13 protein-coding genes are annotated in these 15,548 nt (G+C 64.5%); 10 read left to right on the top strand and 3 right to left on the bottom strand.

Annotation, left to right across the window (positions count from 1 at the left end; translation table 11 throughout):
* The first annotated feature begins 146 nt into the window (after positions 1-146).
* From NKJ58_RS13625 to NKJ58_RS13645, 5 genes are all read left to right on the top strand, one after another.
* Positions 147-590: an RT0821/Lpp0805 family surface protein gene (locus NKJ58_RS13625; RefSeq protein WP_023752744.1), complete on the top strand. Its 444-nt coding sequence runs from the start codon at positions 147-149 to the stop codon at positions 588-590.
* Between the two features lie 85 nt (positions 591-675).
* Complete coding sequence (ccmI, locus tag NKJ58_RS13630; RefSeq protein WP_023731026.1) at positions 676-1,830, top strand: c-type cytochrome biogenesis protein CcmI; 1,155 nt, start codon at positions 676-678, stop codon at positions 1,828-1,830.
* Between the two features lie 3 nt (positions 1,831-1,833).
* Positions 1,834-2,277, top strand: a complete 444-nt coding sequence (gene ccmE, locus NKJ58_RS13635; protein WP_023670179.1) for a cytochrome c maturation protein CcmE — start codon at positions 1,834-1,836, stop codon at positions 2,275-2,277.
* Complete coding sequence (locus tag NKJ58_RS13640; RefSeq protein ID WP_352853304.1) at positions 2,277-4,268, top strand: heme lyase CcmF/NrfE family subunit; 1,992 nt, start codon at positions 2,277-2,279, stop codon at positions 4,266-4,268. Before ccmE ends, NKJ58_RS13640 begins: the two co-directional genes overlap by 1 nt.
* Positions 4,265-4,729 (top strand): cytochrome c-type biogenesis protein, encoded by a 465-nt coding sequence (locus tag NKJ58_RS13645; RefSeq protein ID WP_352668411.1) that lies wholly within the window; start codon positions 4,265-4,267, stop codon positions 4,727-4,729. Before NKJ58_RS13640 ends, NKJ58_RS13645 begins: the two co-directional genes overlap by 4 nt.
* Here NKJ58_RS13645 and NKJ58_RS13650 read toward each other — a convergent pair.
* Positions 4,726-5,034 carry a type II toxin-antitoxin system RelE/ParE family toxin gene (locus tag NKJ58_RS13650; RefSeq protein ID WP_023742647.1) on the bottom strand — a complete coding sequence of 103 codons (309 nt, stop codon included), beginning with the start codon at positions 5,032-5,034 and terminating at the stop codon, positions 4,726-4,728. The genes NKJ58_RS13645 and NKJ58_RS13650 overlap by 4 nt on opposite strands.
* Positions 5,031-5,300, bottom strand: a complete 270-nt coding sequence (locus NKJ58_RS13655) for a CopG family ribbon-helix-helix protein (protein WP_023684527.1) — start codon at positions 5,298-5,300, stop codon at positions 5,031-5,033. The genes NKJ58_RS13650 and NKJ58_RS13655 overlap by 4 nt, the downstream gene beginning before the upstream one ends.
* A gap of 191 nt (positions 5,301-5,491) precedes the next feature.
* Here NKJ58_RS13655 and NKJ58_RS13660 point away from each other — a divergent pair, with 191 nt between their 5' ends.
* The 5 genes from NKJ58_RS13660 to NKJ58_RS13680 all read left to right on the top strand — a co-directional run bounded on the left by NKJ58_RS13660 (position 5,492) and on the right by NKJ58_RS13680 (position 13,060).
* Positions 5,492-7,045 (top strand): Do family serine endopeptidase, encoded by a 1,554-nt coding sequence (locus NKJ58_RS13660; RefSeq protein WP_023752740.1) that lies wholly within the window; start codon positions 5,492-5,494, stop codon positions 7,043-7,045.
* Between the two features lie 252 nt (positions 7,046-7,297).
* Positions 7,298-7,972, top strand: coding sequence for a response regulator transcription factor (locus tag NKJ58_RS13665; protein WP_023670185.1), 675 nt, complete (start codon positions 7,298-7,300; stop codon positions 7,970-7,972).
* Between the two features lie 107 nt (positions 7,973-8,079).
* The gene (locus NKJ58_RS13670) at positions 8,080-9,555 is read left to right on the top strand and encodes a sensor histidine kinase (RefSeq protein WP_352853307.1); all 1,476 of its coding nucleotides are present in this window, start codon (positions 8,080-8,082) and stop codon (positions 9,553-9,555) included.
* Positions 9,556-9,566: 11 nt separating this feature from the next.
* On the top strand, positions 9,567-12,521 hold the full coding sequence (locus tag NKJ58_RS13675) for a bifunctional [glutamine synthetase] adenylyltransferase/[glutamine synthetase]-adenylyl-L-tyrosine phosphorylase (RefSeq protein ID WP_502902300.1): 2,955 nt from the start codon (positions 9,567-9,569) through the stop codon (positions 12,519-12,521).
* Positions 12,522-12,586: 65 nt separating this feature from the next.
* Positions 12,587-13,060 (top strand): EF-hand domain-containing protein, encoded by a 474-nt coding sequence (locus tag NKJ58_RS13680; protein ID WP_023715676.1) that lies wholly within the window; start codon positions 12,587-12,589, stop codon positions 13,058-13,060.
* Positions 13,061-13,163: 103 nt separating this feature from the next.
* Here the strand turns inward: NKJ58_RS13680 and NKJ58_RS13685 are convergent, their stop codons facing one another.
* Positions 13,164-15,485 carry a PAS domain-containing sensor histidine kinase gene (locus tag NKJ58_RS13685; protein WP_023684522.1) on the bottom strand — a complete coding sequence of 774 codons (2,322 nt, stop codon included), beginning with the start codon at positions 15,483-15,485 and terminating at the stop codon, positions 13,164-13,166.
* Positions 15,486-15,548 lie beyond the last annotated feature (63 nt).

Consider the following 15,548-nt stretch of genomic DNA (forward strand, 5'->3'; position numbering starts at 1 on the left):
GGGGCCTGTGTTATGGCGGCCTGTCGATTGTTCCCTGGGCGGTCGGCAAACGGCCAAATTTCCGACAAATATCAATACTATGGCCAGCAGACATCCCCGATGACGCGGCACCCAGCGCATCCCGTTCAAGAAAACCGGTTGTTGGCATGAAGATTCGCGTTGCGCTCGTTTCCGCACTGCTCGCTCTTTCCGGCTGCGGAACGCTGGGCAAGGGCAGTGGCCCGGATATTTCCATCACCAATCCGCCCGCGTCACCTCCCTCGGGTGCCAAGGTCGCGACGACGATCATCTCGGCCATGGCTGGCGGGCTCGTCGGCGGGTCGATCGGCAGCGGCCTGACCAGCACCGAGAAGCGCAAGGCGCTCGAGGCGGAGTACAAGGCGCTCGAATATACCGCGAGCGGCCAGAAGGTGACCTGGAAGGGCGACAGTTCGGCCCATTCCGGCGAAGTCGTCGCGGCCCAGCCCTACCGCGTCGGCTCGCAGGATTGCCGCCAGTACACCCATACGGTGTTTACCGGCACGGCCGGCCAGACCGCGCGGGGCACCGCATGCCGCAACGCCGACGGCAGCTGGACGCCGCTGACCTGAACATTGGGCCGGGGTCGGAATCCCGTCAAAGCGTCGCAGCGACCTCATGTTGTGAGAGCAGGGCTCTCGCTCTATTGGAAGAACCATGCTGTTCTGGGTCATAGCCGCAATCCTCACGCTAGGCGCAAGCCTGACGGTGCTGCTGCCGCTGACCAGTGGCGGCAAGGACGCTCCGACCAGCAGCGACCACGACCTCGAAGTCTATCGCGACCAACTGGCCGAGCTTGAGCGTGACGCCGCGCGCGGGCTGATCCAGCCGGCGGAAGCCGAGGAGGCGCGCGCCGAAATCGCCCGCCGCATCCTTCGCCTGGGAGATGTTGGTCAAGCCAATGTCGGTCAAGCCGATGCGCCTGGCACGCGGCAGCCGTCAAAGGCGGCAAGGCTGGTGGCAACGGCTGCGGTACTGGCGGTCCCTCTGCTCAGCTGGGGCCTTTACAGCCAGCTCGGCTCGCCGGATCTGCCGTCGCAGCCGCTTGCCGAACGGCTGGCCAAGAATCCGGCCGATAGTTCGGTCGACGAGTTGGTGGCGCGCGCCGAGGCCCATCTTGCCGCCAACCCTGGCGATGGACGCGGCTGGGACGTGCTCGCCCCGATCTATCTGCGCCTGCAGCGCTTTCCCGATGCCGTGACCGCCTATCGCAATGCCATCCGCCTCGATGGCGACACGGCTGCCCGCGAGGCCGGTCTCGGCGAAGCGATCGCCAATGCGGCCGGCGGCATCGTTTCGGCCGATGCGCAATACGCTTTCGAACAGGCGCTAAAACTCGACCCGGGAAACGCGAAAGCCTCGTTCTATTTGGCGATGGCGCTGGCCCAGGAAGGCCGCATACCCGAGGCAACCACGGCTTGGCAGAAAATGCTCGATTCCCTGCCGCAGGATTCGCCATGGCGCGGAGCTGTCCAACAGGCACTGGCCGAGGCCGCCAACCGCAGCGTCGCGTCAGGAGAGCCCGCCAAAGGCCCCGACGCCGCAGCCGTCGATGCCGCCTCGTCGATGGCGCCGCAGGACAGGCAGGCCATGATCGAAACCATGGTCGCCGGCCTCGACGAAAAATTGCGGCAAAATCCGCGCGACACGGAAGGATGGATGCGGCTCATTCGTTCCTATGTTGTGCTGGGCAAGGCCGACCAGGCGCGCGACGCGCTGCATCGCGGTATTGCCGTGTTTGGCGCCGACAGTGAGGAAGCGAAGAAATTCACCGCCTTTGCCGCCTCGCTCGGCCTGACGGCGACGGAGTAGGACATGACGCGCAAGCAGAAGCGATTGTCGGTGATTGTCGGAGGTCTTGCCTTCCTCGGCGCCGCCACCGGGCTGACCTTCTATGCGTTGGGCCAGAAGGCCTCCTATTTCTATATGCCCGCCGATCTGACCACCGCCAGCTTGCAGCCGGGACAGCGCATCAGGCTCGGCGGCCTCGTCGAAAAGGGCACGGTCGTGCGCGGGCAGGGCGCGACGGTTGCGTTCTCGGTCACCGACACGCACAAATCGGTCAAGGTCAGCTATACCGGCATCCTGCCCGATCTGTTCCGCGAGGAGCAGGGCGTCATCACCGAAGGCAGCTTTGGCGCCGACGGCGTTTTCGTCGCCGACAGCGTGCTGGCCAAGCATGACGAGCGCTACATGCCCAAGGAAGTCGCTGACGGGCTGAAGGCCAAGGGCGTGTGGCAAGAGAGCAAGAGCCAGTAATGGTTGAGACCGGACACTTCGCGCTCGTCCTCGCCTTTGTGCTGTCGCTGGTGCAGACGCTGGTGCCGCTGATCGGCGCCCGTACCGGCAACCAGAGGCTGATGGCTGTCGGCGGTCCCGTCACGGTCACAGGCTTCGCGCTCACGGCGCTGTCGTTCGCAGCACTCGCCGGCGCCTATGCAAGTTCCGATTTCTCGGTGGCGAGCGTGTGGGAAAACTCGCATTCGCTGCAGCCGCTGATCTACAAGATCACCGGAACCTGGGGCAATCACGAAGGCTCGATGCTGCTCTGGGTGCTGATCCTGACCTTCTTCGGTGCGCTGGTCGCTGTCTTCGGCTCCAACCTTCCGGCGACGCTGCGCGCCAATGTGCTGGCCGTGCAGGGGGCTATCGGCGCCACCTTCTTCCTGTTCATCCTGACGACATCCAATCCGTTCACCCGGCTCAATCCGGCGCCGATCGAGGGCCGCGATCTCAACCCGGTCCTGCAGGATCTTGGCCTCGCCATCCATCCGCCGCTGCTCTATCTCGGCTATGTCGGGTTCTCTATCTGCTTTTCCTTCTCGGCCGCCGCCCTCATCGAAGGCCGCATCGATGCCTCCTGGGCGCGCTGGGTGCGGCCGTGGACGCTGGTCGCCTGGATGTTCCTCACCGGCGGCATCGCGATGGGCTCCTACTGGGCCTATTACGAGCTCGGCTGGGGCGGCTTCTGGTTCTGGGATCCGGTCGAAAACGCCTCCTTTATGCCGTGGCTGGCCGGCACGGCTCTTCTGCATTCGGCGATCGTCATGGAGAAGCGTTCGGCGCTCAAGATCTGGACGCTGCTGCTTGCCATCCTCACCTTCTCGCTGTCGCTGCTCGGCACCTTCCTGGTGCGCTCCGGCGTGCTGACCTCGGTGCATGCTTTTGCCACCGATCCGACCCGCGGCATCTTCATCCTGTGCATTTTGACGCTGTTCATCGGCGGCTCGCTGGCCCTGTTTGCGCTGCGCGCCTCGCGGCTGACGGCCGGCGGCCTGTTCCACCCGATCTCGCGCGAAGGCGCACTCGTTCTCAACAATCTGTTCCTGACTACGGCCACGGCCACCGTGCTGGTCGGCACGCTCTATCCGCTGGCGGTCGAAGCGCTTTCGGCCGGCAAGATCTCGGTCGGCGCCCCCTTCTTCAACCTGACATTCGGCCCGCTGATGGTGCCGCTGCTGGTCGTGGTTCCTTTCGGACCATTGCTCGCCTGGAAGCGCGGTGACCTCTATGCCGTCGCCCAGCGCCTGATGGCGGCTTTCGGCGCCGCTCTCCTGGCGATGCTGGTCACCGGGCTGTTCATCGACGGCGCGTCGGTGTTCGCCGCCCTTGGTGTCGGCCTCGCCTGCTGGCTGGTCTGCGGCGCGCTCACCGACCTCGCCGTCAAGTCCGGCTTTGGCAATGTGTCGCCCGCCATCATGCTGCGCCGTTTCGCCGGCCTGCCGCGTTCGGTGTTCGGCACTGCACTTGCCCATCTCGGCCTCGGGCTGACGACGCTCGGCATTGTCGGCACGCTGTGCTTCGGCACCGAAAGGATACTGTCGATGCATGCCGGCGAGAGCGTCGAACTCTCCGGCCACACGCTGCGTTTCGACGGCCTCTTCCCGGCGCAGGGTCCGAACTACAGCGAGCAGCGCGGCCGCTTTTCCCTGATCGGCGCCGATGGCGGCGTTTCAGCCGAAATCACCTCGGCAAAGCGCTTCTTTCCGGTGCGGCAGACGACGACGACCGAATCCGGCATCGAGACGATCGGCTTCAGCCAGCTCTATCTGTCGCTGGGCGATGAAGGCACCGATGGATCCGTCGTGGTGCGCCTGTGGTGGAAGCCGCTGGTGACGCTGATCTGGGGCGGAGCTCTGGTGATGATGGCGGGAGCCGCAATGTCGCTGCTCGACCGTCGCCTGCGGGTTGGCGCACCCTCGCGCCGCCGCAAGCAGGCAGCCTCCATGCGGTCGGCAGGCGCGCCGTGAGCACCAGGTTCTCGTTGGCCTCGCTCACCCTGCTTCTGGCGCTGCTGTTTGCCGGCGCGGCGCAAGCGGTGAAACCGGACGAGGTTCTCACCGATCCGGCGCTCGAGGCGAGGGCGCGGCTCCTGTCGGAAGGCCTGCGCTGCATGGTCTGCCAGAACCAGTCCATCGACGAATCCGATGCAGACCTCGCCCGCGACCTGCGCATCCTGGTGCGCCAGCGCCTGGTTGCCGGCGATACCGACCAGCAGGTGATGGACTATATCGTGTCGCGCTACGGCGAGTTCGTGCTGTTGAAGCCGCGCTTCAGCCCGCGCAACGCCTTGCTTTGGGGCACGCCGGTGCTTCTGCTTCTAGTCGGCGGCATTTTCGTTGTGCTGACCACACGCTCCCGCCGCTCGTTGGCAACCAAGGCGCTGAGCGCCGAGGAACAGGCGGCGCTGGACAAGATGCTGAGCGACTAGCTCGGCCATTCCTCCAAAGGCCAGTCCCGCGACGTGTGGATGGCGCGCAGGATAACGATGCTCTGACGGCCGGCGATCAGGCGCAATTCATAGGCAATGATGTAGGGCAGGCGGCCGATGGGCTTCTCATAAGTGCCTGTTACCCGGCCAGGTCGGCCCGTCGCCATATCACCAAGGCCCCGGCCCATTTCACGGATACGGTCCGCGAGGCGTCGGGCGGCGGCAGGATTGTCCTGAGCGATAAAGGCAACTTGCTGCGTGAGATCGTCCAGCGCTTCTCGCGACCAGGTGACGAACAGCTTCACGCCTTGCCTGCGCGCCTGGCTTTCGCTGCTTCGATCACCGCGTCGAGCTCCGCCATGGCGTCGTCGTGGGGCACGACGCGGCCAGCCTCTGCGTCGGCCATGCCACGTTTTATGCCTTCGATGATATCCAGCTCGCGATCGACATAGGCTGAGACCGCCTCGGCGGCGAGGAACGATTTACTACGCCTGGTATCGGTAGCGATCTGCTCCAGCTTCAGCTTGGTCTCGGACGAGACTCGAATGGTCATGGTGGTGCTTGCTGTCATTGTGAAAGCCTTGTGCTGAGTTGTGTACACCATAGGGCAGCAGGCGAGCGCAACCAAGCGATTTGTGCGTCCGCCCAACATTACAAAACTTTCATGCTTCGGAAATGGCGCGGTAATGTGCGCCTCTCTATTTCTCTTGTCCGAGGATGCTCTGCCTGAGCCGCATCCAGTGAAAAGAGGATACGAGACCCATGACTATCGCCCCCAACCCATATTCCCGCACCCGCAAGCGCCTGTTGGCCGCCGCCGCTTCGCTGGCCATTGCCGGCGGCATCGGTTTCGGCGCCGTTGCCACTGGTACAGCTCCCGTTCTGGCCGACGCCGTGCGGGTCGAAGCGCCCCAGGTGCCGGGCTTTGCCGATGTCGTCGAGCGCGTTTCGCCGGCCGTGGTCAGCGTCAAGGTCAAGGCCAAGATCGAGCCTGCCGCCGATGACGGCTCCGACCAGTCCGACGATCCGGACGGCATGAACAACCTGCCCGACAATCCGCAGCTGCGCCAGTTCTTCAAGCAATTCCGCGGCTTTGGCGATCAGAACGGCCATGACGGCGGCAATCGTCGCTTCAGCCACCGCGACCATAACAACGACCAGCCGCGTCCGGTGGCGCAGGGTTCTGGCTTCTTCATCTCCGATGACGGCTATCTCGTCACCAACAACCATGTCGTCGAGGAAGGCTCCGCCTTCACAGTGGTGATGAATGACGGCAAGGAGCTTGACGCCAAGCTGATCGGCACCGATCCGCGCACCGATCTGGCGGTGCTCAAGGTCGATGGCGTCGGCAAGTTCACCTATGTCGATTTCGCCGACGATTCCAAGGTTCGCGTCGGCGACTGGGTGGTGGCCGTCGGCAATCCCTTCGGCCTCGGCGGCACCGTCACCGCCGGCATCGTCTCGGCCCGTGGCCGTGATATCGGCGCCGGTCCCTATGATGACTTCATCCAGATCGACGCCTCGGTCAACCGCGGCAATTCGGGCGGCCCGACCTTCAACCTCAACGGCCAGGTCGTCGGCATCAACACCGCGATCTTCTCGCCGTCGGGCGGAAGCGTCGGCATCGCCTTCGACATTCCGGCCTCCACCGCCAAGCAGGTGGTGCAGGATCTGATGAAGAGCGGCTCGGTGCAGCGTGGCTGGCTCGGCGTCGAAATCCAGCCGGTTACATCGGACATCGCCGAATCGCTGGGCCTGAAGTCGCAGAACGGGGCTCTGGTTTCGGGCGCCCAGGACGGTGGCCCCGGCAAGAAGGCCGGCATCACCGCCGGTGACGTGATCACCCAGGTCGAAGGCAAGGACGTCGCATCGCCGAAGGAACTGGCTCGTCTGATCGGCGCGTACCCACCCGGCAAGTCGGTCGACGTCACGGTGTGGCGCGACGGCAAGAGCCAGACCATCAAGGTCGATCTCGGCACGTTGCCATCCACTGACAAGCAGGCCTCGGCCGACCCGCAGCAGCCCGCGGCACCGGCAAAGCCCGCCGCGCTGGCCGATCTCGGCCTCACCGTCACCAAGTCGGAAAACGGCAAGGGCCTGGTGGTGACCGATGTCGATCCCGACAGCGATGCCGCCGACCGCGGCATCCAGCCCGGCGATGTCATCACCTCGGTCAATTCGACGGAGGTGAACGGCACCGAAGACGTCGCCAAGGCGATGGCCGATGCGGTCAAGTCCGGCCGCAAGGCGGTGCTGATGCAGATCACCCGCGACGATTCAAACCGCTTCGTCGCGCTGCCAGTCGCCAAAGGCTGACATCACACAGTTTCCAGTGCGGCGGTTTCAACACCCCCGAGCCGCCGCACGGGAAGCAAGGGGCCGAACGCGTTAGTCAGTCATCGTGTTCTGCCCCCGGCGGCAGCGGGCCCCCATCGCCCGCTGCCGCTCTAACATCGAAGCATGTCGCCCAAAGTGCACGGCGGTTTGGCAAAACGACATGCTTGAACGAAAGCTTTTGCGCTTATGGCGGCCTCTCAATCTTCCGGCGAAATCGCGTATAACGGCTCTATGAAGATTCTCGTCATAGAAGACGATCGCGAGGCGGCCGACTATATGCAGAAGGCCTTTGCCGAGGCTGGGCACACCGCCCATGTAGCCGGCGACGGCGAAACCGGCTTTGCGCTGGCCGATGCCGGCGACTATGACGTGATGGTCGTCGACCGCATGATGCCACGCCGCGACGGGCTCTCCGTCATTGCCGGCCTGCGCTCGCGCGGCAACACCACGCCGGTGCTGATCCTGTCGGCGCTGGGCGAAGTCGATGACCGCGTCACCGGTCTGCGCGCCGGCGGGGACGACTATCTGACCAAGCCCTATGCCTTTTCCGAATTGCTCGCCCGCGTCGAGGTGCTGAACCGCCGCGCCAGCGCCAGGGAGGCCGAAACCGTCTACCGGGTCGGCGATCTCGAGCTTGACCGGCTGTCCCATTCGGTCAAGCGCGCGGCGCGCGAGATCACGCTGCAGCCGCGCGAATTCCGCCTGCTCGAATATCTGATGCGCCATGCCGGCCAGGTGGTGACGCGCACCATGCTGCTCGAAAATGTCTGGGACTATCATTTCGATCCGCAGACCAACGTGATCGACGTTCACGTCTCGCGCCTGCGTGGCAAGATCGAGAAGGGTTTCGACAAGCCGATCCTGCATACGGTTCGCGGCGCCGGCTATATGCTGAAGAGCGGCTAGAGCATGATCCCAAAAAGTAGGTACCGGTTTTTGGAGAAGATCATGCTCCAACAAAGGGGTAGGTCATGATGAGATTTCAGCCAAATCTCATCATGAGCTAGAACTCGATGGCCCTTTCCCTGCCGGCCATCATGAGGACGACGGCGGCGCGGCTTTCAGCGCTTTATTTCCTGCTTTTCGCGCTATGTGCCGTGTTGCTGGTCTTCTACATGACGTCGTTGTCGGCCCGCATGCTGACCGGCCAGACCCAGCAGACCATCAATGACGAGGTGCTCGGCCTCGCCCGTGCCTATCAGAGCGGCGGCCTGCCGCGGCTGGTGCGCGTCGTCGAGCAGCGCTCGCGCCAGCCCGGCGCCAACCTCTATCTCATTGCCGATGTCAACGGCCAGATCCTCACCGGCAACGTGCAGAGCCTGGCACCGGGGGTGCTCGAGACCGGTGGCTGGACGACCGAACCCTTCTCCTATCGCCGTTTCGGCGAAGGTGAGCTCGAACGGCAGCGCAACCAGGCTTCTGACCCGAATGGCGCGCAGCCCGGCGAGACCGAAATTCAGCCCGAGGGCGAGAAGGGCCACAACGCCATCGCGCTGGTGCTGCGGCTGCCCAACCAGATGATCATGCTGGTCGGCCGCGATCTCGGCGAGCCCGAGCGCTTCCGCGCCGTCGTCCGCCGCGCCCTGATGCTGGCGCTGGGCATGATGGGCCTGGGCGGGCTGCTGATCTGGTTCCTTGTCGGCCGCGCCGCGCTGAAGCGCATCGACAGCGTCTCGGAGGCAAGCCGCCGCATCATGGGCGGCGATCTCACGGGACGGCTGCCGGTGACCGGCGCCGGCGATGAGTTCGACCGCCTGTCGGAAAACCTCAACACCATGCTGGCCAGGATAGCGACGCTCAACGAAGGGCTGAAGCAGGTCTCCGACAACATCGCCCATGATTTGAAGACGCCGCTGACCAGACTGCGCAACCGCGCTGAGGCGACACTTTCGGGCAAGCACAAGACCACCGACTACCGGCAGGCGCTGGAAGGCACCATCGCCGAATCCGACCAGCTGATAAAAACCTTCAACGCCATCCTGATGATCTCCAGGCTGGAGGCCGGCTATTCCTCGGAGAGCACCAGCAAGGTCGATCTCGCCGCCGCGGTGCATGACGTTGTCGAGCTTTATGAGCCGGTGGCGGAGGAGGCTGGCGTGGTGCTTGAAACTGCCGCGGACGGGAATTTTTCCGTCGATGGCAACCGCGAGCTGATCGGCCAGGCACTGTCGAACATCGTCGACAACGCCATCAAATACTCGACCGATGCGACGGAAAAGCCTGCCGTGCGCGTAGCCCTGCAGCGCGTCGGTCACGAAATCCGCCTTTCCGTTTCCGACAATGGCCATGGCATCCCCGACGATGCCGACCGCGCCAGGGCGACCGAGCGCTTCGTGCGGCTGGAAAAGAGCCGCTCGCAGCCGGGATCCGGTCTTGGCCTCAGCCTCGCCAAGGCGATCATGACTTTTCACAATGGCCGGCTTGAACTTCTGCCTGCCAATCCCGGATTGTCCGTTATCATGAGCTTCCCGGCGCGGGAGGACCATTGATGGCGGTGAGGATGGCTGCGAAACGGATCGAGACCGAATGGCGCCTGCAACTGGCGGCGCGGCTCGCGCCGCTGGATGAGGCCCGCGCCCGGCGTGAACTGTCGGAGATCGCTGGCGATGCCAAGGACGAGAACCTGCCGCGGCTGGCGAAATTCCTAGGGGGCAAGGGCGCCGCACAGGAGTTTCTCGCTGCCGTCTTCGACCTCTCGCCCTTCCTCCGCGATGTCGCGCGCCGCCGGCCGCAAATCCTCGACGCGCTGTTCGATGGCAGTGTCGAGGCTCGGCTGCTCGCCATCGCCGAAGCGATCGGCAAGGCCGCCTTTTCCGAGACCGTTTCCGAATCCAGCCTGATGATGGAACTCAGGCAGTGGAAGGGTGAAGCTCACTTCCTGATCGCACTTGCAGACCTCTCCGGCGAGGCCGATGCAGCGCTGACGGTAAGGCGCCTCAGCAATCTCGCCGATGCCTGCACCTGCGCGGCGGTCGACTTCCTGCTGCGCGAGGCGCACAGCCAAGGCAAGCTCAAATTGCCCGATCCCGAAAATCCGTCACGGCAATCCGGCTGGATCGTGCTCGGCATGGGCAAGCTTGGCGCGCATGAACTGAATTTCTCCTCCGACATCGACCTGGTCGTCTTCTTCGATCCGGATGCGCCGGCAATCGTCGATCCGCTCGACGCCACAGAGCTGTTTGCGCGCCTGACCCGCAGGCTGGTCCGCATCCTGCAGGACCGCACCGGGCACGGCTATGTCTTCCGCACCGATTTGAGGCTTCGTCCCGATCCAGGCTCGACGCCGCTGGCCATCCCGGTCGAGGCAGCACTTCGCTACTATGAGGCGCGCGGCCAGAACTGGGAGCGCGCCGCCATGATCAAGGCGCGTCCCGTGGCCGGCGATCTCGATGCCGGGGACGCGTTCCTGCGGGAATTGCAGCCCTATGTCTGGCGCAAATACATGGACTATGCGGCGATCGCCGACGTTCATTCGATCAAGCGCCAGATCCATGCCCACAAGGGTCATGGCGAGATCACGGTCAAAGGACACAACGTCAAGCTCGGCCGCGGCGGCATTCGCGAAATCGAATTCTTCGTCCAGACCCAGCAACTGATCGCCGGCGGCCGTTTTCCGGAGCTGCGCGGCCGCGAGACTGTGCCGATGCTGGGTGCGCTGGCGGCGCGCAACTGGATCACCGCCGATGCACGCGACGCGCTCACGCAGCAATATTGGTTTCTGCGCGGCGTGGAACACGCCATCCAGATGGTCGCCGACGAGCAGACGCATATTCTGCCCGACGATGATGAAGGGCTGGAACGCATCGCCCATATGCTGGGCTTTGCCGATGCCGCCAGATTTGCCGAAACCTTTCGCGCGGCTTTGCATGAGGTCGAGCGCCATTACGCCGCGCTGTTCGAGACCGCGCCTGAATTGTCGGCCGGCGTCGGCAATCTGGTCTTCACCGGCGATGTCGACGATCCCGACACGCTGCAGACCTTGCATGGCCTTGGCTTCCAGCGGCCAAGCGACATCTGCCGCGTCATTCGGGGCTGGCATTTCGGCCGCTATCGCGCCACCCAGTCGGCGGAAGCGCGCGAGCGGCTGACCGAACTGACGCCGGCGCTGCTCAAAGCCTTCGGCCAGACGCGCCGGGCCGACGAGGCGCTGGTTCGCTTCGATGAATTCCTCGCCGGCCTGCCCGCCGGCATCCAGCTGTTTTCGCTGCTGCAGTCGAATCCCGCTCTGCTGAAGCTTATGGCGACGATCATGGGCGCCGCGCCTCGGCTGGCGGCAATCATCACAAGGCGCCCGCATGTCTTCGACGGTCTGCTCGACCCGGCGCTGCTCACCGAACTGCCCAACCGCGCCTATCTCTCAGCGCGGTTGGCCGCTTTCATCGATGGCGACAGGCCCTACGAGGATGTGCTTGACCGGCTGCGCATCTTTGCCTCCGAGCAGAAATTCCTGATCGGTGTCAGGCTGCTCGCCGGCTCGATCGACGCGGCGCGCGCCGGCCGCGCCTTTTCCGATCTCGCCGACCTCACCATCGACGCCGCATTGCAGGCGGTGACCACCGAATTCGCGCTGCGTCATGGCCGCATCGCCGGCGGCACCGTGTCGCTGCTCGGCATGGGCAAACTCGGCAGCCGCGAGCTCACCGCCGGCTCCGATGTTGACCTCATTCTGCTCTACGACCACGACGCGGATGCCGACGAGTCCGAAGGCGACAAGCCGCTCGCACCATCGCACTACTATACCAGGATGACGCAGCGGCTGATCGCGGCTGTCTCGGCGCCGACCGCCGAAGGCGTTCTCTACGAGCTCGACCTGCGCTTGCGGCCATCCGGCAACAAGGGGCCGGTGGCCACCCACATCGATGCCTTCAAGAAATACCAGCGCCAGGAGGCCTGGACCTGGGAGCACATGGCGCTGGCCCGGGGGCGCGCCATCGGCGGCGACGCGGCCCTTTGCACCGAGGTCGAGGCCGAGGTGGCGGCACTTCTGGCCTTGCCGCGCGACGCCGCCAAGGTGAGGGCGGAGGCATCCGAGATGCGCGCGCTGATCGAGAAGGAAAAATCGCCGCGCGATCTCTGGGACATCAAGCTCATCTCCGGCGGCCTCATCGACCTCGAATTCATCGCGCAGGTGGCGGTTATAACCGGGCAGGTCGAAGCCGGCCGCAGGGTGACCGCGACCGGCGAAATTCTGGCGCATCTGTCGCCGGATTTCGCCGAGGCTGACGTCAGGCAGCAGCTTTGCGAAGCCTACCAGCTCTATCTGGCGCTGACCCAGATGACGCGGCTTTGCCTCACCGGCGCATTCGAACGCGATGACGTTCCGCCGGGACTGTCGGATCTGCTTCTGGCGGTGACTGACCTGCCGGATTTCGGTGTGCTGGAAGCACACCTCAAGGAGACGTCGCAAAAGGTCGGAAAGGATTTCGACCTTTTGCTTCGTACGAAACGGTTGTGAGGGCGTGAAGCGCTGGCGGCTGTTTCGGATCGCATCGGGGGTGACGATGCAACAGGAGAATACCCATGAGAAAGACAACCGGACTTGCCCTTGCCTTCGTCGCGCTTGCCGGCGCCGTTGGCACCACCGCCTATGCCGAGAACAATGCCAGCGCCAGAATGCGCGAGGGCGCGATGATGCGCCTCGACAAGGCGATGAAGGATTCCAACGGCACCATCAGCTTCGACCAGTTTTCCGACGCCATGAACGCGCGGCTGAAGAAGCTGGTCGCCGACAATGGCGGCAAGCTGACCGTTGCCCAGCTCGCCGACGCGCTGGAAAAGGCGCGGTTCGAGGAAATGGCAAAGCGTATCGTCGCCCGCTACGACACCAAGGGCGACGGCACGCTGACCACGGACGACATCACCGGGCGTGAGAAGAAGGTGTTCGCCATGCTCGACCGCAACAATGACGGCAAGATCGAGCGCAACGAACTCCCAAAGAAAGGCCGCATGGGCCGCCACCACCAATGGGACGGCGGCGACGACAGCATGGAGTGAGTGGTGATTGTGGCTCCGGCGGCGAAGCCGCCGGAGTCCTTACATGACCGCGCCTACTCAGTCCTTGAACGCAGCGGAGAGCACCGCTGGCATTGGCGGGCCGTCAGGCCGCCGCCTTCACCGCCGGTTGCGCCTTCTTCACCGGGATGCGCACCGACACGATCGTGCCGACGCCTTCGGTCGAGCGGATTTTCAGCGCTCCTCCTTGCAACTCGGCCAGCGAGCGCGAGATGGCAAGGCCGAGGCCGGAACCGGCGTGGTTCTTCGAAAACTGGTTCTGCACCTGTTCGAAGGGGCGGCCAAGCTTGCTCAGTGCCTCCTTCGGAATGCCGCAGCCATTGTCCTCGATGGTCAGCACCAGCGCGCCTGACGTGTTGCGGGCGCGCACCGAGATATGGCCGCCCTGGCCGGTGAACTTCACCGCATTCGACAGCAGATTGATGGCGATCTGCTTGATCGCCCGGCGGTCGGCGAACAGCGTCATCGTATCAGCGATGCGGGTTTCGACCGTGATCGATTTCTCCGCCGCCTGCAGCGAGATCACCCGCACCGTCTCGCGGATCAGCGGGCAGAGATCGATTTCCTCGCGGTCCACCGAGAATTGGCCGGCTTCGATCTTCGACATATCGAGTATGTCGTTGATGACGCCGAGCAGATATTTGCCGCTGCCGTTGATGTCGTTGGCATATTCCTCGTAGCGCGGCGAACCGAGCGGCCCGAACAGGCCTTGTTCCATCAGTTCGGAGAACCCGATGATGGCGTTGAGCGGCGTGCGCAGCTCGTGCGACATGTTGGCTAGGAATTCGGATTTGGCCCGATTGGCGGCCTCGGCGCGCTCGGTTTCCTTCATATATTCGCGGTTGAGCTCGACCAGTTCCTTGGCGCGCTCTTCCTCGGCCCGGCGGGCGAGGCTGAGGTCGTGGATGGTCGCCATCAGCCGGCGCTCGCTGTCGACCAGCTTTTCCTGGTGCAGCTTGATCTGGGTGATGTCGGAGCCGACGGAGACCGTGCCGCCGTCCCGGGTCCTCAGTTCGTTGACCTGCAGCCAGCGGCCGTCGGAGAGCTGCCGCTCGAAGGTTGCGCCCCCTTGCGGCCCGTTGGTGTTGGCCAGCCGCCGTTCAGAGGCGAAGGCCAGCATGCGCTCTTCAAGCACGGCGCGCGCAGCGCCCGGCATGACGTCGCGGTCCGACAGGCCGTTGTCCTTCTGGTATTTGGAATTGCACATGATCAGGCGCTGGGCGGCATCCCACAGCACGAAGGATTCGTTGATGTTTTCGATCGCGGTCCGCAGGCGCAGGTCGGCCGCCTCCGAGCGCAGCGCCAGATGCCGCTGCTCGGTGACGTCGACGGCAATGCCGATCAGCTGGATCTCAGGCGCTTCCGGGTCGATCACCTGGGCCCTGGCGCGCATCCACACCCACTGGCCGTCGGCGTGACGCATCCGGAACACCTGGTCGATATGGTCGATCTCGCGCTCGACGATTTTGTTGGCCAGCTCGAACAGGTCGCCGTCCTCGGGGTGGATGATGTCGTCGACCTCGCCGAACGACAGCATCGAGTTGCAGGGCTCGTAGCCCAGCATGTCGTACATCGAGCGCGACCAGTACATCTTGCCGCGCACCATGTCCCAGTCCCACAGGCCGCAGCGACCGCGAACCAGCGCCATGTCGATGCGCTGATGGGCTTCGAGATAGATGCGGTCGGCTGTCTGGGCGCGCGATGCCTGGCCGAAATAGGCGTAGAGGATGATGATCAGCACGCCGGCTGTCAGCACAAACAGCGTGACGTTGAGCGAGACGGTCTTGCGCCAGTTGTCGAACGCCGCTTCCTGCGGCACCAGCACGGCCGCGGCGTTCTTGCGGTCCCGGGTCAGGCTCACCGCCGCGTACCAGTCCTGGCCGCCGATGCTGACATCCATGACCCCGGCGCGGTCGCCGAACATGAACAGCGGCTGGCCGTCCAGCACCAGGCTGTCCAGCGATCGCCCTTGCCAGCCGGTCGACAGCGGCGACACGGCAATGATCTTGAAGGCGCTGTCGGTGATCACAAGCACATGGCTTCTGCCCATGGCGCCCTGGCGGCTCGTGCTTTCCAGAAGATCAATTGCACCGCTGGATGCCGCGGTCGGGTCGGCCGAGATTGCGTTCGCCATCTGGCCGGCGGCGAGACCTAGCACCGCCTTGCCGTCGCGCTCGGCCTCGTCGCGCTCGTTCATCAGCGACAGCACGCGCAGTGCGGCGATGACGATCAGGAAGATGATGATGAGAGCCGGTATCGAACGGCGCAGAAGGGGTTCGGCAGCCAGGAGCCGCCGGTAGGCTGGTTCAGCGATGAGCCGCGTATTGCCGGCGAGGCCGTCGCCTCGCGCCTTGCGCCGCTCAAAAGCCGTCCCTTCGGGCGCGCCCCACGCGTCCGCCTTGGCCATAAATGGCACTCCCCGAATTTCCGTACGCTTGACGATCCGGCAACACCGCACATCCGAATCGTC

The organism is Mesorhizobium sp. M0139 (genome assembly GCF_040322455.1).
In the GTDB taxonomy this organism is placed as follows: domain Bacteria; phylum Pseudomonadota; class Alphaproteobacteria; order Rhizobiales; family Rhizobiaceae; genus Mesorhizobium.

Excerpts from the sequence above, each read along its gene's own strand:
- ccmI (WP_023731026.1), top strand. The coding sequence starts at position 676 with ATGCTGTTCTGGGTCATAGCCGCAATCCTCACGCTAGGCGCAAGCCTG.
- NKJ58_RS13640 (WP_352853304.1), top strand. The coding sequence starts at position 2,277 with ATGGTTGAGACCGGACACTTCGCGCTCGTCCTCGCCTTTGTGCTGTCG.
- NKJ58_RS13670 (WP_352853307.1), top strand. The coding sequence starts at position 8,080 with ATGGCCCTTTCCCTGCCGGCCATCATGAGGACGACGGCGGCGCGGCTT.
- NKJ58_RS13665 (WP_023670185.1), top strand. The coding sequence starts at position 7,298 with ATGAAGATTCTCGTCATAGAAGACGATCGCGAGGCGGCCGACTATATG.
- NKJ58_RS13625 (WP_023752744.1), top strand. The coding sequence starts at position 147 with ATGAAGATTCGCGTTGCGCTCGTTTCCGCACTGCTCGCTCTTTCCGGC.
- NKJ58_RS13680 (WP_023715676.1), top strand. The coding sequence starts at position 12,587 with ATGAGAAAGACAACCGGACTTGCCCTTGCCTTCGTCGCGCTTGCCGGC.
- ccmE (WP_023670179.1), top strand. The coding sequence starts at position 1,834 with ATGACGCGCAAGCAGAAGCGATTGTCGGTGATTGTCGGAGGTCTTGCC.
- NKJ58_RS13685 (WP_023684522.1), bottom strand. The coding sequence starts at position 15,485 with ATGGCCAAGGCGGACGCGTGGGGCGCGCCCGAAGGGACGGCTTTTGAG.
- NKJ58_RS13655 (WP_023684527.1), bottom strand. The coding sequence starts at position 5,300 with ATGACAGCAAGCACCACCATGACCATTCGAGTCTCGTCCGAGACCAAG.
- NKJ58_RS13660 (WP_023752740.1), top strand. The coding sequence starts at position 5,492 with ATGACTATCGCCCCCAACCCATATTCCCGCACCCGCAAGCGCCTGTTG.
- NKJ58_RS13675 (WP_502902300.1), top strand. The coding sequence starts at position 9,567 with ATGGCTGCGAAACGGATCGAGACCGAATGGCGCCTGCAACTGGCGGCG.